15 protein-coding genes are annotated in these 24873 nt (G+C 42.9%); 14 read left to right on the top strand and 1 reads right to left on the bottom strand.

Going from position 1 to position 24873, the window contains the following annotated elements; translation table 11 throughout:
• Positions 1 to 184: 184 nt before the first annotated feature.
• The 4 genes from C2869_RS04350 to C2869_RS04335 all read left to right on the top strand — a co-directional run bounded on the left by C2869_RS04350 (position 185) and on the right by C2869_RS04335 (position 8873).
• On the top strand, positions 185 to 2443 hold the full coding sequence (locus tag C2869_RS04350; protein WP_108601791.1) for a discoidin domain-containing protein: 2259 nt from the start codon (positions 185 to 187) through the stop codon (positions 2441 to 2443).
• A 517-nt stretch (positions 2444 to 2960) separates the two neighbouring features.
• On the top strand, positions 2961 to 3575 hold the full coding sequence (locus C2869_RS04345; RefSeq protein ID WP_108601790.1) for a glutathione S-transferase family protein: 615 nt from the start codon (positions 2961 to 2963) through the stop codon (positions 3573 to 3575).
• A gap of 577 nt (positions 3576 to 4152) precedes the next feature.
• Positions 4153 to 6726 (top strand): Ig-like domain-containing protein, encoded by a 2574-nt coding sequence (locus tag C2869_RS04340; protein ID WP_108601789.1) that lies wholly within the window; start codon positions 4153 to 4155, stop codon positions 6724 to 6726.
• A 68-nt stretch (positions 6727 to 6794) separates the two neighbouring features.
• The gene (locus tag C2869_RS04335; RefSeq protein ID WP_108601788.1) at positions 6795 to 8873 is read left to right on the top strand and encodes a TonB-dependent receptor; all 2079 of its coding nucleotides are present in this window, start codon (positions 6795 to 6797) and stop codon (positions 8871 to 8873) included.
• 420 nt (positions 8874 to 9293) lie between these two features.
• Here C2869_RS04335 and C2869_RS04330 read toward each other — a convergent pair whose 3' ends face one another.
• Positions 9294 to 10307, bottom strand: a complete 1014-nt coding sequence (locus C2869_RS04330; protein WP_108601787.1) for a LacI family DNA-binding transcriptional regulator — start codon at positions 10305 to 10307, stop codon at positions 9294 to 9296.
• A gap of 231 nt (positions 10308 to 10538) precedes the next feature.
• Between C2869_RS04330 and C2869_RS04325 the strand changes: the two genes are divergently transcribed.
• The 10 genes from C2869_RS04325 (at position 10539) to C2869_RS04280 (ending at position 24710) form a co-directional block, all read left to right on the top strand.
• On the top strand, positions 10539 to 12812 hold the full coding sequence (locus tag C2869_RS04325) for a CRTAC1 family protein (RefSeq protein WP_108601786.1): 2274 nt from the start codon (positions 10539 to 10541) through the stop codon (positions 12810 to 12812).
• A gap of 36 nt (positions 12813 to 12848) precedes the next feature.
• Positions 12849 to 13775, top strand: coding sequence for a helix-turn-helix domain-containing protein (locus C2869_RS04320; RefSeq protein ID WP_108601785.1), 927 nt, complete (start codon positions 12849 to 12851; stop codon positions 13773 to 13775).
• Between the two features lie 157 nt (positions 13776 to 13932).
• Positions 13933 to 14193: a hypothetical protein gene (locus C2869_RS04315; protein ID WP_108601784.1), complete on the top strand. Its 261-nt coding sequence runs from the start codon at positions 13933 to 13935 to the stop codon at positions 14191 to 14193.
• 485 nt (positions 14194 to 14678) lie between these two features.
• The gene (locus C2869_RS04310) at positions 14679 to 18863 is read left to right on the top strand and encodes an Ig-like domain-containing protein (RefSeq protein ID WP_108601783.1); all 4185 of its coding nucleotides are present in this window, start codon (positions 14679 to 14681) and stop codon (positions 18861 to 18863) included.
• Between the two features lie 351 nt (positions 18864 to 19214).
• Positions 19215 to 20030 carry a 4'-phosphopantetheinyl transferase family protein gene (locus C2869_RS04305; protein WP_108601782.1) on the top strand — a complete coding sequence of 272 codons (816 nt, stop codon included), beginning with the start codon at positions 19215 to 19217 and terminating at the stop codon, positions 20028 to 20030.
• 280 nt (positions 20031 to 20310) lie between these two features.
• Positions 20311 to 21063: a thioesterase II family protein gene (locus tag C2869_RS04300; protein ID WP_108601781.1), complete on the top strand. Its 753-nt coding sequence runs from the start codon at positions 20311 to 20313 to the stop codon at positions 21061 to 21063.
• 157 nt (positions 21064 to 21220) lie between these two features.
• Positions 21221 to 22219: an LnmK family bifunctional acyltransferase/decarboxylase gene (locus C2869_RS04295; protein WP_108601780.1), complete on the top strand. Its 999-nt coding sequence runs from the start codon at positions 21221 to 21223 to the stop codon at positions 22217 to 22219.
• 68 nt (positions 22220 to 22287) lie between these two features.
• Positions 22288 to 22551: an acyl carrier protein gene (locus C2869_RS04290; RefSeq protein WP_159084029.1), complete on the top strand. Its 264-nt coding sequence runs from the start codon at positions 22288 to 22290 to the stop codon at positions 22549 to 22551.
• A gap of 30 nt (positions 22552 to 22581) precedes the next feature.
• Positions 22582 to 23964, top strand: a complete 1383-nt coding sequence (locus C2869_RS04285) for a class I adenylate-forming enzyme family protein (protein ID WP_108601778.1) — start codon at positions 22582 to 22584, stop codon at positions 23962 to 23964.
• 5 nt (positions 23965 to 23969) lie between these two features.
• On the top strand, positions 23970 to 24710 hold the full coding sequence (locus C2869_RS04280; protein WP_108601777.1) for an SDR family NAD(P)-dependent oxidoreductase: 741 nt from the start codon (positions 23970 to 23972) through the stop codon (positions 24708 to 24710).
• Positions 24711 to 24873: the final 163 nt, after the last annotated feature.

Genomic DNA, 24873 nt, shown 5'->3' with positions numbered 1-24873 from the left:
AAGTCAGCAAACTATGTTTGCCGCAGGTCAAGCAAGGCTAAACCTGCCTTATTAAATTCTTAACGGAATCAAAACAACTAACCCAATTTCAACCCGTAAGTGTTAACAACAAGTCAGTTATTTCTGGTTTGGTGCTTTCGCTTGCCTAACGTTTAATTTTAACGACAATAAACAGGGAATTAAGATGTTAACTAAGCAATCGTTTTTATTAAGTTCAATACTGCTCGCTTTAGGTTTCAGTTCGGCTAATGCGGCTGAACCCGTCAATATAACCGCCAGTAGTCATGATGGAAATGTACCTGAAAATACCGCTGATAATGATCTTGCTACGCGTTGGTCGGCCAACGGTGCAGGTGAATATATAGAGTATGATTTAGGTGACAGTTTTTCAGTTGATTCGATTGATATTGCTTTTTACAAAGGTGATCAACGCAGTGCTACGTTTGATGTGCTAACGTCAGAAGACGCATCGAATTGGACGACGGTATTTAGTGGTGTTCAAGCTGAAAGTACCACAGCACTACAGAACATTGCGCTAACCAGTTCAGATGCTCAATTTGTTCGTATAGTGGGTTACGGTAATAGTGCCAATAGCTGGAATAGTATTACTGAGGTGGACATTAATACTTCAGCTATTGATAACGGCGGCGATGGTAATGGTGAGAATGGCGGCACAGGTCAGATTGTAGCAACTGCCAGCAGCGATGATGGCAATATTGCTGACAACGTTCTCGATGGTGATTTAAATACTCGTTGGTCTTCTTTAGGTCATGGTGAATGGTTAGAACTGGATTTAGGTGTTAGCCAACAAGTTGGTACCGTAAGTATTGCATTCTTTAAAGGCGATCAACGCAGCGCTAATTTTGATATTGAAACTAGCGACGACGGCAATAGCTGGACAACCTCTCTTGCTGGCGCAACTAGCAATGGCTCATCAACGAATTTAGAAGATTTTGCTATTCCAACAACCGATGCTCGTTACGTACGCTTTGTAGGCTTTGGTAACAGTGCCAACAATTGGAATTCAATTACCGAGATGGCAGTCAGCCCAGACGGCGGTACTGACGGCAACGGTGATGACGGCGGAAATGGCAACGGTGACGGAAATGGAGACGGAAACGGCAACGATGGCGGTGCAACAGGTGGTGATGTTGATCCGGTAACCGGTGCAACCTTAAATGCCACGGTCGATAACTTTAGTGATGTATTAGCAACGGCTTCAGCAGGTGACGAAATTGTTGTGACAGGTTCAGGTGAGTTAACCATATCTAACTATGATTTTAGTTATCCGGTTCTTGTGCGTGCGGCCAGCCTAGGTAGTGTCACCTTAACTAACGCTACCATTAAAAACACTAACAATGTCACCTTACATGGCTTTGTATTTGGACCATCAACAGAAAGTACCTTATTAAAAATTGTCAATTCAACCAATATCAAGGTATTAAGAAATAGCTTTGATCACAAAGATGTTGCCAATAGTCAGTCGTCAATTGTTACGACCCAAGCCAGTGACAGCATTTCAATTGGTTACAACGAATTTAAAAACAAAAATATTGATGATGTGAATGGTTCAAAAATTACCGGTAGCTTTATCAAAACTCAGTTTGATGATCCGTTAATGACCAAAAACCTGCATGTTTATCGTAACCACTTTAACTTTATCGCCCCGTTCGAAACAGGCGGCGCACCTGCTGGCGATTCAGATCGTGAAGCGATAGCGATGGGCATTGCCGACTCGCAAGACGTGATCACCAACAATATTGTTGAGTATAATCTGTTTGAAAACTGTGACGGTGAAAATGAAATTATCACGGTTAAAACGTCCAACAATACGTTCCGCCATAACACCTTTAAAAACTCAATGGGCTCGCTGTCGTTCCGTTTAGGTTCAAACAATAAAGCTTACGGTAACTACTTCTATGGTGTTGGGGCTAGTGTTGAAGTGAGTGACGAAAACTACCAAACCGGTGGTATTCGTGTGTATGGTTCAGGTCATGAAATCTATGACAACTATATGGAAGGCTTATCGGGTATTAGCTGGCGTCGTCCTATTTTAATTGATTCCGGTGATACGTCAGACAGTACGGGTAACGATAGTCATGAAGTATCGAGCAACATTCAAGTCTACAACAATACCATTGTCGACAGTGTTGGTGGTGGCATTCACTTGGGTGGCGATAGATACAATAAAATGCCATTTAATATCACGGTTGATGGTAATACTGTTGTTAGTAGCCAGGGGATCTTGTTTAACAATGTTGCAGATGATGCGTCTAATATCTGGTCAAATAACCAAGCTTATGCAACGGGCGATGCGATTGCCGTTGATGGCGGTGCTTTAAGCTCATCGCAAGTACAGGTATTAAGCTCGCAACCAACTATTAATAAACCGACACCGCTAACGGCTAGCGATGTAGGGCCAAATGCGCCGTATGTTGAATAAAGTGTAGTGCTTGGATAATTCTGAGCTAATACAAAGTCAATACTTGGATATAAGTGCCGACTAGTTATCTCAGTCGGCACTTTCCTACGCGTTTTTTACACACATTATCAACCCTGTTGACCAGCTTAATTTAACCGCAGATATAGTCTTCTCGCTCAGGCCTTATGGTTTATTGTCAGCGCTTACTCTCGACTTTGGCTCCTGCGTCGTTCTAACACCTAAATCCATTTAGGCGACCCCAATCACATAATAGAGCATATGCTCATGGGGTTTCGAAGCTTGCCTACATGGATGTAGGTAAGGAGCGTGAGCACGGATGCGGTAGCTTTGACGGCTGCCCCTAAAACCTGATCGCTTTGACTATAGTTCAGCGTGATTCGATAAATAACTTATCAACCAAATTAAAACTTGCTGTACAAAATGATACAAAAGTCATAGCTACTGACAGCACGCTGTCAGGAGTCACCTCGTATAGTTACCCAAAATAGTTACCCCGTAACATAACTAGGAGGTTGATATGACAGATCTTAATTTTTACACCAGCCCTAATTCGCGTGGCAGTATTGTGCGTTGGCTATTAGAAGAGCTGGGTGTTCCTTACCAAACTACAGTAATGGCATCTGGCACAACACGCCAAGATGCTGAATTTTTAACAATAAACCCTATGGGTAAAGTACCCGCTTTGGTGCATGGTGACGTTGTGGTTACTGAAGCTGCGGCTATTTGTTTATATTTGGCTGATATATTTCCTGATGTTGGATTGGCACCAAAACCATCAAATCGTGGTGATTATTATCGTTGGTTACTGTTTGCAGCTGGGCCTTTGGAAGCGGCGATGACCAATAATATGTTAGGTGTAACTGTACCCGATGAATTAAGCCAGTCGATTGGTTATGGTAGTTACGCCAGAGTGTTAGATACACTTGAAAATGCGCTAGCGGGAAAAGACTATCTAGCTGGCAACAAATTTTCCGCACTGGATGTGTATATGGGTTCGCAAATCGGTATGGGGATGTTGTTTGGCTTAATTGAAAAACGCCCAGCGTTTGAAGCCTATTGGCAACGGCTCATTCAACGGCCTGCTTATATTCGCGCGCAAGAATTAGATGCGAGAATAGATACTGATAGTTAATGTAGGGCCGGTTTTATACCGGCTAATCGGGACTTCTTTTCTGGAGGTTCATACTTGCTAAGTGCTTGTCGGTGCACCAATGCTTATTCCCGAACGCTCGGCACTTCTTACTTCCCTGTAAGTGCACCGAAGATCCTTCCTTACTACTCGGCACTTCCTACATCCCTGTAGGTGCACCGATGCTTATTCCCGAACGCTCGGCACTTCCTACATCCCTGTAAGTGCACCGAAGATCGTTCCTTACTACTCGGCACTTCTTACTTCCCTGTAAGTGCAACGTGTACGGTGCATTACCCTGAAATTTTCCCATTAAACTATTCTTGCCATCGCCAAATAGTCTTCGCTAAAAGGTGCGCCTCGTTGTACTCGGATCACCCTACATCACCCAAACAAAATCAATTCGAAAACCCACCTGTTACACCTTTGTTAATTATATTTAAATTTAAAGTGTTACTTATGATGCTCTATTACATATTTAGATAATAGGTATTGATTTTAAAAATCGAAGCTGAGGCTTCGTTGTGTCGGACATACACGTCCGACCGACAAAACATCTCAAAACAACAAAGGCGTAAATATGAAATTTGAAACATCACGTGGTCTGCTGTTGGCAACAGTACTCATGGCGTTAGCGGCGCTAACAGCGTGCGGTGGAGGCGGTGGTGCGTCTAGTAACAATAATAATGGTGCTGATCCTAGTGGAGGAGATAAGGTTGAAGATACACCGCAGCAACCCGTTAATAAAAAGCCAATAGCGCACGCTCAATCTAAACAAGTCGACCAAGATAAAATATTGGCGCTGACGTTGGTTGGTAGTGATAGCGATGGCATTGTGTCTAAGTATCAAATAAGCCAGCAACCGAGTCATGGTACGTTAAGCGGTTCAGGCAGCAGTTATAGCTATGATCCGAATGATGACTTTACTGGCACTGATTCTTTTATGTTTACGGTTACCGATGATAAAGGCGCTGTGTCTACTGCAGCCAAAGTCACCATCAATGTGATGGCGGTGCAACAACCCGATACGCCACCTGTATTGCCACCAATTAGTGGTCGCTATATTTATGTTGCACCTGATGGTAATAACGCCAATACCGGTGACGAGAGTATGCCATATCAAACAATTAGCCAAGCAGTAAATCAAGCGGTAAGTGGCGATGTCATTTTAGTGCGCGCTGGTACCTATCGTGAAAAAGTGTCGATTAGCAATAAACAAAATATTGCCATCAAAGCTTATGGCTATGAGCTTGTTACTATATCCGGAGCGGATCTCATCACCAGCAGTTGGAGCGAAGACCCAAACAAGCCAGGGGTGTTTAAAACCAGCTTGAATAGCAATTCGATAGAGACGGATTACACCCAAGTATTTGTTGATGGTAAATTCCAACAAATGGCGCGCTATCCGGACAATATTAGCGGCGAAATGATGAAGCCAATGGATCCGCAAAGTGGTTACGCCATTATCACTAATGCGAGTAAGCCTGCTGGCAGCTCTTCGCGCTCGACGGTTACCTTTACCGCGCACGGCGGCATCGGCGAGATCCCCAATGTTACTTTCACTGACGAAGCCGTAGTACGTGGCTTAATTGGCAAATTGCGCAACAATATCTTTTCTGCCTCAAGTGATGGTGCGGCTATTCAGCGTGAAGACAGCCGCCTTTTAAGCTTTAAAGGCACTAATAATGGCTATTGGAAAGGCAATGATGCCTATAGCTCACCGGAAGGTTTTGGTTTCATTTTTGATTTAGCCGTATTAGATCGTGCTGGGGAATGGTTTTATAGCCGCGATAATAATGAGCTGTATTACAAGCCAGCTAGCGGTTCAATGAATAGCTTAACGGTTGAAGCTAAAAAACGTAAATGGGCGATCCAACTCAGCAATTCACACAATATCACTTTAGAAAATATTCATGTTAAAGCGGCTGCAATGCAGGTTGATAGCTCGGATGATTTACATGTAACAGGTTGTTCATTCCAGTATTTACATCCGTTTTTATATCGTCGCAGCTATGGTGTTCTTAAAGAAGGTATCGTTATTGATAACTCTGATAATGGTGTGTATGAAAACAGCTTAATTGCCCATACTTGGGGTAGCGGTATTATTTTAAATTCGGGTAACAATAATAAAATTCATAACAATATCATTGAAGATATCGGTTGGTTAGGGCAGTTTACCGTCGCGATTTTTAACGAAGCCAATAATACCGAAATTAGTCAAAACACCATGGGGCGCGCGTCGCGTTTTCATATCCGCACCACTAAGTCGGTTAAGTCGACCATCACCGATAACCATATGTTTGAAGCCATGGCGATGGGGGAAGATGCCGGTGTGATCATGATGACAAGTACTGCTAAAACCAATTATCTCGATCTAAAAGGCACAGAGATCGCCTACAACAAAATCCATGATATTCATGGTATTCCAGCTATGGATATCAAGCCCAGCTACAACCGCCAAACGGTCAAGGCCTTCTATTTGGAAGACGTCGATAATTACACTGTGCATCATAACTTGGTGTTCAACGTCAGTGGTGCTGGCTATACGCGAAAAACGCCGGGCACCGCAGTGCAGCCCGATGGCAGCATGATTTACTTAGGGCCAAGAGCACGCAGCATGACGCGCCCAGTTAATTACTTCAATAATACTTTTTACAACTACGATAGCTTTATGAACATTTGGCATCATTCGGATAAAGATAAGGATATTCACGGTTTAATTGCTGACGGTAACTTTAAAAACAATATTATGATGGCGGGCAAAGCGCATAAGCTGGGCGGCACGTATATGACTATTACCTTACCTAATTACAGTTCATCTGCTACAGGTAGTATTTCGAAAATTGAAGAGACTAGTTTAGCTGACTATGTCGCTGAAATTGCTAACCCGCCATACGGTTACACCATCAAACAATCGCACAATACTGAGTTGAGCCAAGCTGAATTTAGCCAAGTATTTGAAAACCCAACCAGTCACAATTTTAGGTTGAAAAGTGGAGTAGATGAAACCTCCAACGGTACATCAATTGTGGGTATTACCGGTTCAGCACCGATTGCCCGCGGCGCGTGGGAAGGTGATACGTTAGCGGATAAAGACAGAGTGTTTAACGCTGGTGCCAGTATAAAACGTAGTGATTTTCCGGTGGCGTATTAGGTCATGTATACATTGCTGGCAGACGTGGTTATCATGCTGCCAAGCTTTGTTTATCTTGAAAATCAGTCATGAAATTGTCAGTCACGCGGTTTGTTGTTAAGCCGCTTTTTAGCTTGCTTCCTACTTTTGTTTTGGCCTCGGTTGCACAGGGGCAAGTGATCGAACATATCAAAGTGACGGCAAATCGGATCGATACCGAGGTCCGCCAACAAGTTGGTAGCGTCGCGGTTTTGGATAAAACCTATCTACAGTTAACCGGTGCCAGTCATATTCAACAGGCGTTAAGTAAAGTGCCGGGGGCTAACTTCGCGCGAGGTGAAGGGCAAGAATACTTACCGGCTTTGCGTTCTCCCGTGTTAACCGGTGCTGGTGCGTGTGGTAGTGTATTGAGTGCGGTTGACGGTATTGCCCTGCGAGCCGCGGGTTTTTGTAATATTAATGAGTTGTTTGATTCGCCGTTTGAGGTTGCCGAAAGTATAGAGGTGATCCGTGGCCCATGGTCAGCTTTGTATGGTTCAAACGCCATGTATGGTGTTGTTAATGTTGTATCGCCTAAAGTGGATGTTTTTGCTGATCGCCTCGCGGTTAATGTCGGGCCTCATGGCCAGTTAAATGGTCAAGTGAGTGCTAACTATCAACAGCAGCAACATGGCTTTCGACTTGACGCTGCGGTTGGTAAGGATGAAGGCTGGCGAGACGATTCAGGTTATGCCAATCAAAAATTGTTAGCGCGCCACGAATATACTCATGGTGGTTTTTCTGTGACTAGTCAGTTGACATTGAGTAACTTGAATCAAGAAACCGCAGGTTACTTGGTCGGAACGGATAGCTATAAAAACAGAAAGTTGGCGGCAACTAACCCTAACCCCGAGGCGTATCGTGATGCGCAATCTGTACGTTGGTATACGCGGGTTGAGAATACCCTTAATGAAGGTTTTTCGTGGCAAATCACGCCTTACGCACGATATACCAGCATGAAGTTTTTACAGCACTTTTTACCGGGCACACCGCTTGAAAAAAATGGTCACGCGAGTATTGGCGTGCAGTCGTTAATAGATATGCAATTATCGTCGCAAGCCAGTTTACAATTTGGCTTGGATTCTGAATATACCCAAGGGTTTTTACAAGAGTTTCAAGCGCAACCGACTCAAGGTTCGGAGTTTTTACAAGCGACGATCCCAACTGGCTATCATTATGATTACGATGTTAGCGCGACCGTTGTTGCGCCTTTTATGCAGTATCAGCGTCAATTAAGCGAAGTGCTGAGTATGACAGCTAGCTTGCGCTTTGAGCATGTTAGTTACGACTATCAAAACAATATGCTGGCAGGGCGCACTAATGATCAAGGAGAGGCTTGTGGATTTGGCGGCTGTCGTTTTAGCCGCCCTGAAAGTCGCGATGATAGTTTTAGCCATTTTTCTCCCAAACTCGGTTTTATTTATCAGCTAAATGAATCTAACCAGTTGTTTGCCAATCTAGCTCGAGGGTATCGCGCCCCTCAAGCCACTGAACTGTATCGTTTACAACGAGAGCAAAGCGTGGCGGATCTCGATGCTGAGCAGCTTGATAGTATTGAAATTGGCATGCGAGGCGAGCTGGGTAAATTAAATTACGAGCTGGCGGCTTATGACATGCAACGCGATAACATTATTATTCGAGATGCCAATTACTTTAATGTGGCTGATGGCAAAATGACCAGCCGCGGATTAGAGCTTTATGCTCAATATGGCTTGAGCGATACTTGGTTTGTTGAGCTCACCGCGAATTATGGTGAGCATGAGTATGGCAACGCGGCGACGTATCGCGAAATTGATATTGTGGGTCATCAAGTGGATTCGGCACCTAAACACTTTGGTAGGCTAGCATTAACTTGGCAACCGGTTGATGAAATTAGCTTAGTCGCCGAAACCTTGTATCAAGGCCGATACTATACAGATGCCGAAAACCAACATGGCTATCCTGGTCATCAAGTGCTTAATTTTCGTGCTAAATATCAATGGTCGCCGGAAGTGGATGTGTACTTGCGTTGGTTAAACGTTTCTAACAAAGCCTACGCCGAGCGTGCGGACTTTAGTGGTTTTTCCGGAGATAGGTATTTTCCAGGGCAAGCCAGCGCCTTGTATCTTGGCGCGGCAATTAGCTATTAAACCGTTTGTAAAGAGTTAATTAACAGAGACTGAATGTTAATTATTAGTCTCAGCCATGGCTTAAAATTTAGTCAAAGCGATCGGGTTTTAGGGGCAGGTTTCTAGTTCCATACGAAACCTAAGTACTTACATCCATGTAAGCAAAGCCGTCAAAGCTACCGCGTCCTGCTAACGCCCCTTACCTGCATCCATGCAGGCAAGCTTCGAAACCCCATGAGCATATGCTCTATTATGTGATTGGGGTCGCTGCTCTTAATGGAAGAAAGTGGATTTAGTTGTTAGAACGACGCAGGAACCACAGGTTTCCTGTTCCAGACGAAACCTAAGTACTTACATCCATATAAGCACCAAAAGTAGGGGTTTGTGAGCCAAAGTCGAGAGTAAGCGCTGACAATGAACCATAAAACTTGAGCGAGAAGACTATACGTTTTCAGCTAGATAGATTTCAACTCTAGGTTCAAGCAAACCTGATTGAATAGATTGGCCTGATTTATAATTGATCAGCATTTCTACCGCATTGTAAGCTTCGTGTTTGATATTTTGATTGATAATGGCATCTATGGTGCCATCAATCAGATACTCTCGGGTATGATCAAATAATTCATGGGCAATAAACACAGTGTCATTAGCGCGATCAAGCTTCTTAAGTGCTTGAGCTATGCCCTCTGTACCGCCACCAACATTATAAATGCCTAATAAGTTTTCTTCTTTTAACGTGGCCATGGCGACTTCTTGCGCACGGGCGTCATTGTCGAGTAACTCAGGCATTTCTAATAAACGCAAATGGGGAAAACGTTCGCGGATCACCCCTCTAAACCCAGCTTCACGCTCTTCGTGTCCACGATATGCATGGCTGCCGATAAACAGGCCTATTTTACCGGTTTCGCCTTTGTCTAATAAACGGCCCATCATCAAGCCTGCTGTGCGCCCAGCGGCACGGTTATCAATACCGACATAGGCTAAGCGTTGGGTATTGGTAATATCAGAAACTAAACTGATCACGCCAACCCCTTGTGCCACGAGAAGATCAACTGCTTTTTTAACCGCAGGATGCTCTAAGGCGACAAATGCGATGCCATCTGTGTTATCGCCTATTTCTAATAACTTGGTGGCTAGCGCTTGTGGTTTAAATGCTTCAACACGATGGATGCGTGCATTGATATGCGACGCATGGTAACAATCTTTTATGGCATCCACTTGGCGCGAATAAAAATCCAAATAACGGCTATGTGGTGTTGGGAATATAAAGTCAAAAGTGTAAAACGCGGTTTTATGTTCGGCGACAGGCTCGAGTAAATAATTAGTGCTATATAAAGCACGATTGACGCGCTCAATGGTTATTGGGCTAACATTACCACGCTCATTCAATACTCTATCGACTGTGGCGCGGCTGACTCCGGCTTCTAGTGCTACATCATCAAGCGTGACTTTCATATACTCCCCGTTTAACTTTTAACAATGAGGTCTTTTGACCTATTGTATATGATATCACTGTTAAAACCATCATTTATCTGTCAAAAAATTAAACAAACTTGTAGTTATGTAAAGTTTGGCTGTTTATTGATGATTTTTGAGCTTTATAATTGAAGGTTGTTCGTTATATAAAGTATATTGTCTACAATTATGTTCGTTGACACTTGCGATAAGTGGTAAAGGTTTTACAAAATGCGTCACGCAATTAAACGTCGATTTAACCCATTAGCTGTGGTTTTGTTTTCTCTGGTCGTAGGTGGCTGTAGCACACCCTTGGATAAAAGTAGCCCTAGCTTCCCTAGCGTAGTGAGTAATACGCAAAGCCTAGAGCATAGAGTTAATATAAAAGACAGCACGACTAAACTGGTGACGATAGATTTGAGTATTACTGCCGATTATGCTCACTTAAGTTTATTGTCTGGTGCTACATTACTTATCGATAACCTAGATATACCGAAATCGGGCCAACACAAATTAACTTATCTTGTTGATTTTCCGGCGCTTGGTGAACAAACACTAACCTTTCGTAGCCGAGGTGGTAAAATCAACCTGATGTCTTTTGACGTGAAAAACATTGACAATGTTAACCTTCCTCAATTTAAAGACCATTCAGCCGCGATTGGCTTGAAAACCGACGAAACTTTTAAATATGGCGGCCCCTCGGTAGGTGATGTTAACAACGACGGTTATTTAGATTTTGTCACTAATAACCACAACTATGTGCCAACCCAGTTATTTACTAACCATCAAGGTAAATCGGTTTCCGAATTACGCTTATTTAAACATTCGCTTGATTTTCACGGCTCAGCATTAGGTGATTACGATCAAGATGGTGATCTCGATATCATGGTGGCGAAAGGCGGGGCTAATGGCACTAATCCGACTTCTTACCAGTTATTGCGCAACGACAATGGCAAGTTTAAGCAAGTGTCTAATGCGGCAGGTATTAATACGCCAGCGCGTGGTCGTTCACCGCGTTGGGTTGATTTTGACTTAGATGGCGATCTGGACTTAGCCTTATTTAATGCAAAAACGCCAATGAAAAAAGGCGCTATCCAGTTATTTTATCGCAACCAAGGGGATGGCACTTTTGAACCGGTTTCTGTACCAGGGTTAGAAACGTTTAATGCCGAACGCGTACTGATCACCGATTTTAACCGCGATGGCAAAGATGATGTGGTGTTGTATTCCCCCTTCTCCATTTGGCAAGGCCATGGCGATTTTACATTTACCAATGTCACGCAACAGCTGGTGCCAAAATCTGTGGTTAATGCCAAGCAAGTCACGGCAGTGACAGATGTTGATGTTAATAATGATGGCTTAATTGACCTGTATTTATCACGCGGTTTACCGCACTTCCAATTATCTAATAAGTCTATCGATTTTAACCCGCTAACCCAGCAACTGGATGTGCGCGATCAAGGTAAAAAAGGCCGTACACTGATCACGTTTGATGCGGGTGAGCAGATCAACCTGTCGCATGTCGATTTAGTTTTTCGTCAATACCGTGGCAATTATCCAATCTTCCTTGGTAAGGATAAAAAACGCCTTGTCATAAAGGCATCGGGTTTTCAGCCAAATCAGATCCCAGAAGAGATGAAAACCGCGCCTGCACAACTCACCATTCAAGCTGAACAAGCGCAAGGTTGGGCCGATTCACAGGCTGAAAATGGTTTTTATCTTGGTTATTTAGGTAATGGTAAATGGCAAATGGAGTGGGTGCGACATAAAACGATTTATTGGAACGTATCGTTCAAGCTTAGCGGTTTAACTAACGTTGCATATGATTGGCCGGCCAATAACCGGAACGTGCAAGATATTTTGTTAATTAACCAAGGTGATCGATTTGTAAACGCTTCACAGCAATGGCAGATCCCTAAAGGAGGCAACCATTGGGGGGTCACTCATGGTGACTTTAACAATGATGGCTGGACCGATCTTTTTGTTCATCGTTACGGGTTTTTGGATGACAGAGTCACCGATTTAATGTTGCTAAATATGCAAGGCAAACGCTTTGCGATAACCACTATGCATGGCGCGCACGACGTTAATGATCCAGGGCATGGTGATATGGGGCAGGCGTTTGATTTTGATTTAGACGGCCAAATCGATTTGCTCAATGGCAGTGAAGAAGAAGGCCATTGGTACTTATATAAAAACGTGTCATCTAACCAAGGTAACAACTTATTAATCCATATAGGCTATAGCGCTAAAGACGGCATTGATCCGCTAGGCGCTGAAGTTGTGGTTAGCCTTGATGATGGGACGCAATTAGTTCGACGTGTTGGTTCAGCGGGCGAAGTGTTTTCGCAAGGGGTGATTAACACGTTACAGTTTGGTATTGCCAAACAAAGTAAAGTGAAAAAAGTTAGCGTGGTTTGGCGTAACGGTGAAACTAAGCAATTGATTAAACCTAAGCTTAATCAGCGTTACAGCACTGATGCCAATAACTTTAATAATGGGTAGTTGTAGTTATTAGCGGTTTTAAAAGAGGGCGTAGACATGCGACAAGATAAAATTCTCGGAAGCAAAACCTGTTTAGTGCACGACGACATACAATTAGAGCAAGTATTACAACAGGCTGTAATAAGCTATTGTTCGGCTACTATGATGTCTTTTGAGTTACTTAAACAGCATGAGTCTAGGCTTAACTATTACTGTCGTCTTATTTATGTGAGCTCAGGCCGAGTTGATGTGGTGTTTAAGCGGCAAAAGGTCACGCTAGAGCAAGGTAGCGCCTACCTACTTTCGCCTTACGTTTCAGCCTCTTTTCAAGATCAGCGAGGGGTTAATATTCTTGATGTTTCGTTTCAACTTAGCACGCCAGCCGAGTTGGCGATCATGTTATTAAATGGCGATATAAGCCAGATAGCGGCCTCTCAAGTTGATGAGCTTACTCCTTTGTTTTATCGCGCGTTAGACGGGTTCGCAACAAAAGCGTCTGTTGCTAGTAATCAGCAACAGCAAACGCTGATTAAGCAAATGTTAGTACCTTATTTTAGCCAGCTACAAGGGGTAAAGTGTCCTAGTGCTGCGCTACGGTATCAAACAATATTACAAGTCGCGCACCATATTACCGATAATATGAGCAACCCGCCCAGTATAGGAGATTTAACTCGAGTCAGTGGCTTGAATATAGAGCCGCCGCATTTTGCTCGAAAGTTTAGAACAGCGCTCAATATTAGTCCTAAGCAATATATTCAACACAAACGCATTGCCTATGCGCTGCAGTTACTATTGCAAGGTCATGATGTTGAAACTGTATCCGATGACTGTGGTTTCTTTAATGAACGCGGATTTGCAAAAGCTTTTACTTTTGATACTGGTATGTCGCCACAAACCTTTATTGAGGATTTTGTTGTTAAATTTGAGCACAACGCCCAACCTCAATTTACGGATCCTAATAATAGGGTGCAGGCTGTCGCTTAATTGCCGGAACAATTTGATGTGCTTGGTGGCTTTTATTGCATGGGCAACCATTAAGCACAAACCACTCTTTACAATAGTTTCACGTTAGCTGCACATTTCCTGCTTATTTCAGATTTAGTCTAGGTTCGACATTAGATTGGAGAGTAGGAAAGGTATTATGAAAAAAGTGTGTTGGTTGTTAATTGCTTGCGGGTTGTGTTTATCTGTTTCATCTATGGCTGAACCACAAAAGAAGCGTAAATTTGGCCCGCCACCGGAAGCGATTGAAGCTTGCAAAGGTAAAGCAGAAGGGCAAGAAGTTTCATTTACTACGCGACGCGGTGATGAGTTGGACGCAACATGCCGTAAGTTACCGGAATTTTTGGTAGCTGTGCCGAACAAGCATAAATTGAAAGCGGGTAAGCATAAGAAAAGCTAACCGCCAATAACGCCAAAAAGTGCGTTACTGAGTATCTGCGTAAAAATAAGTGGCTTGAATTGGCAAGATTCAAGCTGCTAATTTCTTTTAATCTTGTCACTTTTCTGCTCGCTTAAGTTTCTATCTAGTATTACTCTTCTTCTTTTTGTCCCAAAAGATAAGACAACAGAGTTTAGCTCCCATCAAGTTTTTTGTGGGTGAGCATTTATGCTTGCAGAGCCTGCAAGCTTTTCTATTCAAAAATTAAGACATCAGAGTTCAGTTCCCAACAAACTTTTAGTGGGCGGGCATTTATGCCTTGCAAAGCCTGCAAACCAAACCTTTGCGTTCCACCATGCTTCAATATGATTGATATTAAATGATGTTATTTGCTCCATCTTTATTGATTTGTAGATTAATAGTGATATATTGTTAACAATTATCAAAGTTGTATTTACAAAATATAAACTTTGTACACGTATAAACAACGATAAAGGTAATCAACAATGACCAAAACAAGGCTGGCAACTTGGTTTGCAACGTCTGCGTTAATGGCTGCGCCAAGTGCGTTGGTTAACGCGCAGACCGAAACCGAGATAAACCTTAATGTTAAGCACAGTGTGTCAGGCGTTTCACAATTTGATCGCCGTAAGTACATTACGTTGCATTCAACCACTGACTCGCGTTATTGGGACGACATTGAAGATAAGTTGGAATATTTAGCCAATGACTTGGATGTTTACATGGGGCGTGATAACGGCTCTATGGTTTGGCACATGAACCAAGTTAAGCAAGATCCAACCCGTGCCGGTTATGCTGATCCAGTCGATATTGCTGCGCGCGGTCAAACCAACCGTAATAAATATGGCGCTGCCACCTCTCGCCACGCATTTGATGACAAAGCGGATGTGATGATCGGTGGCCAATTAAGTGCGTTTTGGTACGACCATATCACTAAGCCTTGCTGTGGCGGTGAACCTTGGCAAGTGGCTAGCGGCCAAGCTAGCGGTGAATTCATGGGTCACTTTTTAAACGAGTTTTACCGTAATGATGGTGAAGACGCCACACAGGGGCATCCGCGTCCACGCTTTATTGAAGTATTAAACGAGCCTCTGTATGAATTGGTTACCGCATCAGATCACGGTAGTCCATTGGAAGTGTTTGAGTTCCACAACGAAGTGGCTGAAGGTATTCGTAGTGTTAACGATACAACCTTGATTGGTGGCTATACCACAGCTTTCCCTATTTTTGATGAAAGAAATTTTGCCCGCTGGGATGAACGCATGAAATTGTTTATCGATACCAGTGGTCAACATATGGACTACTTTTCACTGCATTTCTACGATTTTAACCAAATATGGAGCAAAACTGCTGGTGGTTACGTAGGCCCGCAAAACTATAAAGGTGGCCGTATGGAGGCCACTATGGATATGATCCAGCAGTACAGCAAATTAACTTTAGGTGAAGTTAAACCTTTCTTGATCTCTGAGTATGGCGGTCGCGACCACACGTTAGAGAACAAAGGCTGGAGCCCAGAGCGAGATTGGCACGATTTAAAAACCATTAATGCCATGACGATGCAATACCTTGAAATGCCGGATCAAATTCTTAAATCGATCCCGTTTATTGTTGATAAAGCCTTATGGGGAACCAATGCCGAAGGTTTTGCCTATGGCACGCGAGTTGTGCGTCAAGTTAAGGAAGAAGAAGGCAAAACCGGCGACGAGTGGGTATTTACCGATCTGGTTAAATTCTACGAGTTATGGGCAAATGTAAAAGGCACGCGGGTTGAAACGCGTTCTAGCAACCCAGATGTGTTGCTTGATACCTATGTCGATCAAAACAAAGTTTACGTTATTGTTTCTAATCTTAAGCCGGGTGAAGAAAAGGTTTATTTAAACACCTTTGGCCAGCAAGATGCGCAAGTGCAGTCGGTTAATATTAAGCACTTACATGCATCGGCTTTTAACACGCCTGTTTTAACTGAAACTAATCAAGTATCAGCGCCTTCTGCATTTGATTTAGGCTCAGAAGCGACTGCGATTATTGAATATACCTTTGATCGTGATATTCAAATTAATCAAACTGCGGATGAAACTAAATACTACGCCAGCAGCTATCATCAGCCGATCACGGCTAATCAAGCCAATACTTTCGCGATTGATAACGTGGCTCTGGGTCAATATGGTGATGCGACATTACGTTTAAGTTTTGGCCGCAACCATGAGCTATCTAAGCAGCCGGTTGTTACTGTAAATGGTACGCAAATCGATGTGCCATTTGAGTATATTGGTGATGACCAACGTGCTCGGGATCAGTACTTTGGTATGACTGAATTAGCTGTACCATACGACTTATTGCAAGAAGATAACAACATTAGCGTAACCTTTGGTGATACAGGTGGCTTCGTAACCAGTGTGACGTTGGAAGTGCTAAATTTCAGTGCCGATGTTCGTAACAAAAATGCTACGGTTTCAGGCGCGTTTGTGGCTCCGCAGCAGGCGTTATTAACTGTGGGTAAAACCGTTGGCTTAACCGCATCGGTTAGCCCGTTTTATGCGACTAATGGTAACTATACGTTTAGCTCTAGCGACACTGCTATTGCTACCGTCACGCCGGAAGGTTTAGTCACGGCTGTGGGTCAAGGTACAGCTTACATCACTGTGACTACTGAAGAAGGTAACTTTACTGCACAAAGCGTGATTACAGTTGAAGAGCCTGTCGCAGCGTCTATTAAGTTTGACGATGTTAATACTTACCGTAATTCCGAATATCAATCGGGTACGTCGATGCAAGTCAGTACTCAATATGAGGCGGGTACCGATCAAGGCGTGAACAATGCCGGTGTTATCTATTACTTGCGTGAATTACGCTCAAACTGGTCTGTGGTGAAAGATGTTGTGGTCACAGATAAAACGGTAGTCACCCAGCAACGCGGTACCTCAACTGTTAATATTCCACTGGATGGCGTCACGGCGACAGCGGATTTAGAAGAGGGCAACTTCTACTATCTATTTGTTAAGTTTACTTCTACTGATGGTGTGACGAAAACAACAGGCGTACGCGGCATTAACATTACCGCAGCCCCAATTGTTGAGCCTGAATTTACGTTTGATGACGTAGCAAAGTACAAAACGACAGCCTATCAAATTGGCGAAACATTAGATGTAACCACCCATTATGAAGCGGGTACAGGTGCTAAAATTAGCGATGAAGTTGGTGGTATTCGTTATTTCTTACGTGAACTACGTCCAAACTGGACAGTAGAAAAAGACGTAATAGTTGATGATGCAAGTGCGATTGGTCAGCAAAGTGGTACTTCAAGCGTAAGCATTCCACTGTCTAGTGTTACACCAACTGCGTTGTTAGCAGACGGGCACTTTTACTACTTATTTGTGCGTTATGTTGATACAAACGGACAAGCCAAAACACTAAGTGTATTCCCAATAACAATAGAGGGCGAGTTAGTTGAGCCGTCATTAACCTTAGATGATGCGAGTTACTACTACACACCTTTTACCCAAAATAGCAGTATTACTGTAACCACCAATTTTGAAGCGGGTGCAGGTCAAACTGTTGCCGCTAGTAAAAATGGTATTCGTTATTTCCTTCGAGAAATGCGCGCAAATTGGACAGTCGTGCGTGATGTTAAGGTAGAAGACACTAGTGTAATTGGTGTGCAAACAGGTGTTTCAACCGTGACTATTCCTCTAACAGGGTTATTGCCTAGTGATCAATTACCAGAAGGTCATTTCTACTTCCTATACGCATTATTTGATTCAACTGATGGTACTACCCAACGAATTGGTGGTGTAGCCCCAGTTACTATTATTGCTGATTTTGACGGCGATGGTGAAGCTGATGTGGTTGATAACGATGACGATAATGACGGTGTTATTGATGCGTTAGATGCTTTCCCATTTAACGCCATAGAGTGGTTAGACACTGATGGCGATGGTATTGGCAACAATGCAGATAATGACGATGACAACGACCAAGTTCTTGATAGCGCAGATGCATTCCCGTTAGACGCAACTGAGTCAATCGATACTGATGGCGATGGTGTAGGGAATAATGCTGATTTAGACGACGATGGCGACAACGTCGGCGACTTAATGGATGCCTTCCCGCTAGATAAAAACGAGTGGCTAGATACTGACGGTGACGGTTTAGGCAATAACGCTGATGCTGACGATGACAACGACGGTGTTGCTGATGTATTAGATGCATTCCCATTAGATGCAACAGAAACAATAGATACTGATGCCGACGGTATTGGCAACAATGCCGACAACGATGACGATAATGACAATGTTATTGACAGTGAAGACTTGTTCCCACTAGATGCCTCAGAATCAGCTGACTTCGACAGTGATGGCACTGGCGATAATGCCGATAATGATGATGATAACGACGGTGTGGAAGATGCTTTAGATCATCATTTAGGCTTAGTTTCTGGCAATGTTTTTATTAGCGGCGCTGACTCAGGTATTGTTAATCGTGTTAATGCTAATGGTGTGCCTTTAGCTGTTCAAATTTCGATGGCTGATACTGAATGTCTAGCAAATGCTAAAAATAGTGGTCAATATAACAGTTGTCTTTCTCATGCTTTGAATAGCCTTAAAAAGCAAGGCGATATTTCGGGACAAGAAAAAGGTCTTTTACAAAGTATAGTAGCGAAAAATAAGTAGCTGTTTACGCAGTAACAGCTTGGTGGTGGTTTAGTGTTATATAAACCGCCACCTACTTTTCCGACATGAAATGAGTCGCTAAAAGCCACATAAATCGATAACGCGGTAAAATTACGCGAAATATTTTCAAATATTATACAAACATGAAGATTGTGCACAAATTATGGAATATTCGTGTTTAATTAAGCATGAATTTCAATTTGTGCATTACCCCTCACATTTAAAACGTTAGCAATATTTTTGTTAATCCCCTTGTAATTCTTACTGTATATTCCTGTTGCGTTAAAGTATGTCGGCATTGTTGACATACTTATTTTTAACGATGATGGATTAAATGGCCAAGGTCGAGTCATGAATACAAAACAACAAGGATTACAAAACCAGAACATGGATAAACCCATAATAGCGCTAAGCTATATTAATACGTCAGATTTTTATTTTGATGAATTGCTCACCTCGTTTGGTGACGTTGTAACAGTAGATGAAGTAAGTAAAGCTAAGCGCTTTCATTTTGCCAAAGATCAAACGCGTTATCTGTTAACGCGCATATTCATTCGATTATTGTTAAGTGATGTAGCACCTGAAATTACGCCAAAAGAGTGGCAATTTACGCAAAATCGCTGGGGTAAACCCTTAGTTGATAATCAAACCCGCGACCAGCTAGTTTTTAATATTTCTCATGCTGGCGATTATATTGTTTGTGCTATTTGTTGCTTTCCTCAGCAAGACGTCACATTAGAGTTGGGTGTTGATATAGAGAAAGAGCAATCCAGTCGCGATTTGACTTTACTAGCGCCCCGTTTTTTTACTAAGCAAGAAGCGAAATATTTAGAACAATGGCCTCAGCCACAGAAAATCACAGAGTTTTATCGTTTGTGGACATTGAAAGAGTCATTTATCAAAGCAGAAGGTAAAGGGCTGTCGATTAACCTAGATAAGTTTCGCTTTATTTTGGAATCAGAAAAAATACAGTTCAAAGCATCCAGCAGTCTCGGGGTAGAGGCGAATTTGTATCATTTTTACAATTTTGAGTTTGCAGCTAATTATCAGCTGTCGTTAGCCATTAAATATGATGGTGCAATTGAGGCTGTTAACTTTTATGAATATCAATCGTTAACACGGAAAAGAGCGGTTACTAAGCCAATTTGGCTAAAAACAGTGAATTAGTTAACGCTAATATACTGTTCACAGCTCTGACCACTTACTTTTGTGGTTAACTAGTTGAGTTATTTATGTATGGTGGCGCATCTATTAGTTAAGTGGTTCGCCGGTCAGCTGTTGTCAAAGCGATCAGGTTTTAGGGGAAGCCGTCAAGCTTCGAGACCCCATGAGCATATGCTCTATTATGTGATTGGGGCGAGTAAGCGCTGACAATGAACCATAAGGCCTGAGCGAGAAGACAAATAGTCACTTATTTAATTAATCAAACATTAATAATTATAAAAAAATGAACAGCCAAGCATTAGTTAAAATCAACTCAGTGGCCAATCCGCGTGCAAGGCTAATTTGCTTCCCTTATGCGGGTGGTAATGCCAGTGCTTATCGACAATGGTCTTGCTTGTCAGCACAAGATATTGAAGTGATTGCAATTCAACCACCAGGTCGCTCAGCGCGTATTAATGAGCCTCCTTATGACAACATACAGGCAATGGTCAATGAGTTGTTGCCGGTTGTATTGGCGTTATCAGGTGTGCCTTATTTTGTGTTTGGTCATAGCCTAGGATCGAGAATTGCTTACGCTGTTTTAAGTGAAATTCAGCGCTTATCGGCAGCTTTACCTGAATGCTTTTTTGTCTCAGCTAGTCGAGCTGCGCATCAGGGAAAAGCACAAAGCTGTTATATTCATCAGTTGCCAGATAACGAGCTGATCACGGCAATTAGTCGTTTAAATGGTACACCAGAGGTTATCTTGCGCGACGCTGAATTTATGCAAATGCTGCTGCCTATGTTCCGAGCCGATTTTAAAATTGCCGAGACTTATATCGCGCCAGTAGTCAAATTACAGTGTCCAATACAAGGCTTTTGCGGTGTTGATGACGATGTTGTCAAACCACAACAAATGGCTTGTTGGCAGGAGTTAACAACTGAATTTTTAGGTGTTAAAACGTATGCTGGTGGGCATTTTTATTTAGAGCCTGGCAGACAAGCATTGTTGCATGATCTTAGACAGCAAATTGAGCCTAATCTAATATTTAGTTAATTGTGAACTGGTTATAAAAATCACCATGTTGTGACAAAAATGTCGTTGCTGGTGATTGCAGTTTTTTGGATTAAATCTAAAATCCACGCAATATTATTGTTAATAAGATAATAGTACTCAGGGATAGTTAAATCTGCTGCGGCAGAAAAGGATAATCATGTTAGTAGAAAATGTTGAATTAACCATGAGCCATTTAGGGTTAGGTGATTTAAACGAATATGCATTGATGGTGTTATTTGGTAACGCCCATTCACACCATTTGGTACGCGGATTGTCGATTACCCCAAATGATATTCAGGCAATGGATGGAACGACCTTGTATCCGGCGTATTTTATGACGCATTTAAAGGTGCCGCTCACGCAGTTGTTACCGTCTATCAAGCTTTGGGATAAGGTTTCTGTCGGGGTTGATGTGCGTAAATTTGGTGACACATTATTGGAATCTGACTACGTGATTGCCAGTGAAGGTCAAGTACCTGATGACCTAGAACAATGGCAATCAGCGCAATTCATTACCATGGCGGGTAATAACTTATTAGTGGCTGAGGAAATAAATGGCGGTGGGACTAAAAGACAAGTACTAAACCCCAACCCAGATAAAATAACTGAGCTAGTAAAGGCGCGTCGCTCACCAGCAGGTATTGCCCAATCGCGTAAAGTGCGCGCGGCGAATTTATTAGCAGCAGATAAAATAGGCGAATTTACTAGCTCGCAGCCTTATATTTACTCCATTGCTAAAGGCCGTGATGCTATGCCGGGTCATGCCATGATATTCGCCAAATTTAGTGAAGTGATGGATTTAGCCGAAGCTGACTTTTTAGCGCATCAAATAGAGCCGGGTATTGCCGATGGCATGCTAAGTCACCTAAATATTTTAGAACGTGAAATTTATTACTATGGCAACTGTTATGCAGGTGAAGAGTTAGCTGTCTATCTCGCTGGCAATATTGAGTCAGTAGAAGATGATGAGTTGAGTGATGACCTCGACTTTGTGGCAGCCGCTTTTTTGAATATTCGCTTTGAGATCTATCAAAAGCGTACCGGCACCTTAATTGCCATGGCAAAAGCTAAGAAAGTGTTTGCCGTACCTATGCAAGAGCAAGATTTAATTCCAGATTTAGTGCGAAAAATTAACCAGTTGAATCAACCCATTTAGGTCATGTTTGACCAAGCCATTGTGGTCTTAACCCGATGGAAAATAATAACAGTGATAAGGAGTTTTCGATGAGTACAGTACAACAAACCATATATTCAGTATTACGTGAGATCCAAGAGCGCAACGGTTATCCGTTAAAAGAAATCAACGAAGAAGTTAAAGTCGTTAAAAACCTAGGCTTTAGTTCATTAGACGTGGCTGAGTTAGTCGCCGTACTAGAAATGGAGTTTGGCATTGACCCGTTTAGTCAAGGCGTGTCCATCATGGAAGTTCACTCAGTCGGTGAGCTGATTGCCGTATACCAAAACGCATTATCTGCAGAGCCAGCTTAATTCATTGGTAATAGCATAAGGGGAAAGGATATGAGCTGGATGTTAGCGCGTTTGCAGCAGTTTGCTGACAAAACCGCCTTTATCAATCATCAGCAGCAAGTCACATACAGCGAGTTATTAGAGCAAATCGCGACTTGGAAAAACCGTTTAGACGAGCAAAATATTGAACAAGGCCACGTTGTGGCGGTTATTGCCGATTACAGTCCAGATAGTGCGGCTTTAATTATTGCCTTGTTAATGCGTAGCGCGATTGTGGTGCCACTAACCACGGAAACACAAGCGAAGCATAAACGCTTTTTTGAATTAGCCAATGTGCAAACTTGCTTTACGGCTACACCTATGACTGATGGTTGCATAAATTGGCAATTAACCCTTGTAACGCCGACTCATAACCATCAATTGATTGGCGAACTGCAGCATAGCCAAGAAGCGGGTTTGGTGTTGTTTACTTCTGGTACATCTGGCGAAAGTAAAGGCGCGGTGTTATCGGCAACGCGTATTTTAACGCGTTTCGAAAATATGGCGGTTAATCCTGATAAAGCGCTGCGCTGTTTAGTCTTTTTAAAGCTTGATCATATCGGTGGGTTGAACACTTTATTTTCCATCTTGTTTTCTGGCGGCACGGCTGTTTCAACATATGATCGCTCGGCTGCGGAAGTATGCGAAGTCATCGAACGCTATCAAGTTCAGTTACTACCGACAACTCCTACCTTTCTCAATATGTTGTTATTGTCTGGTTTACATCAGCAGTACGACTTATCTAGCTTAAAGGTGATTACCTATGGTACTGAGCCTATGCCAATGTCGACGCTTAAGTCGGTATGTAAGGTTTTTCCTGAAGTGCGCTTAAAGCAAACTTATGGCCTAACTGAGCTGGGTATTTTCTCGACTAAATCAAAATCGAATGACTCGGATTGGGTCAAAATTGGTGGCGAAGGTGTCGCGACTAAAGTGGAAAACCACATCTTATTTATCAAAACGCAAACCGCGATGTTGGGCTATCTCAATGCACCATCGCCATTCACTGCTGATGGTTGGTACAACACGGGTGATCGGGTTGAAGTCGATGGTGACTACTATCGAATTTTAGGTCGCGAAAGCGAGATTATTAATGTTGGCGGTGAAAAGGTTTATCCGGCAGAAGTTGAAAGTGTATTGCTGGAAATGCCAAACGTGAAAGAAGTGCTAGTACAAGGTAAAGCGAACCCGGTTACTGGCAACATTGTGTTGGCGACGTTTGTATTAGAACAGCCGGAAGAACGCAAAGCCTTGTACCAACGCGTTGTAGCGCACTGCCAAGATCAGCTAGAAGTTTTTAAAGTTCCTAAATTAGTGATGATCTCACAAAACAGTTTTATGAGTGATCGTCTGAAAAAATCCCGCAAACAAACAACAAAAACAACAGAGGCATAAGGAAAATGGCACAGTCAACAAATAAGCAAGTTATTGTCATCAGTGGTGGTAGCCGAGGTTTAGGGCGTGGTATTGCAGAACAATTAATGGCAAGTGGCCACGCGGTAGCAACGTTTAGCCGTTCGAAAACAGATTTTGTCGAAACTGCACAAGCCGCTAATCCAGACAACTTTTTTTGGGCGCCTTTGGATATTACTGATGCTGAAGCGTTAAAGCTGTTTGTGAATCAGGTTTATCAAAAATTTGGACGTATTGATGGTTTAGTGAATAACGCAGGAGCGACCTTGGATGCACTTTTACCAATCACGACAGACGAAGAAATGGAGCGTACTTTAGCGCTTAACTTAACCTCTTCCATGCGCCTATCACGCTTAGTATCACGGGTTATGTTGCGCCAACAATCGGGCAGCATTATCAATATTAGCTCGGTACTCGGTGTGCGTGGTTTTAAAGGTGTTTCGGTTTACGGGGCGACTAAAGCAGCATTGGATGGCTTTTCACGTAGTTTAGCGCGCGAACTGGGCAGTAAAAAAATTCGGGTTAATTCAATTGCACCGGGCTTTTTAGCCACTGACATGACGCATGGCATGGCCCAAGCGCGCAAAGAACAAATTGAACGCCGCACGCCGTTAGGGCGCTTGGGAGAAGTTGAAGATGTCGCCGGTGTTGTCGAGTTTATGCTGTCTGACGCAGCTCGATTTGTTACCGGACAAACCATAGTAATTGATGGTGGCTTAACTTGTTAGTTAAGGCTATTCAGCTAAACAAATAAGGTTTTATTGGTTTTTAACGGTTTAAAAAATATTGCCATGCGTACTTTGTGTTGTAGGCGAGCATTTATGCTTGCAGAGCCAGCAAACCTTGTGGTCAACACGAACTAAGGGTTAGCAAGGTTAAAACTTCGCCACT

Origin of the sequence: Saccharobesus litoralis (assembly GCF_003063625.1) — a bacterium.
Taxonomy (GTDB): Bacteria; Pseudomonadota; Gammaproteobacteria; order Enterobacterales; family Alteromonadaceae; genus Saccharobesus; species Saccharobesus litoralis.
This window is presented reverse-complemented; position numbering and strand designations above follow the sequence as displayed.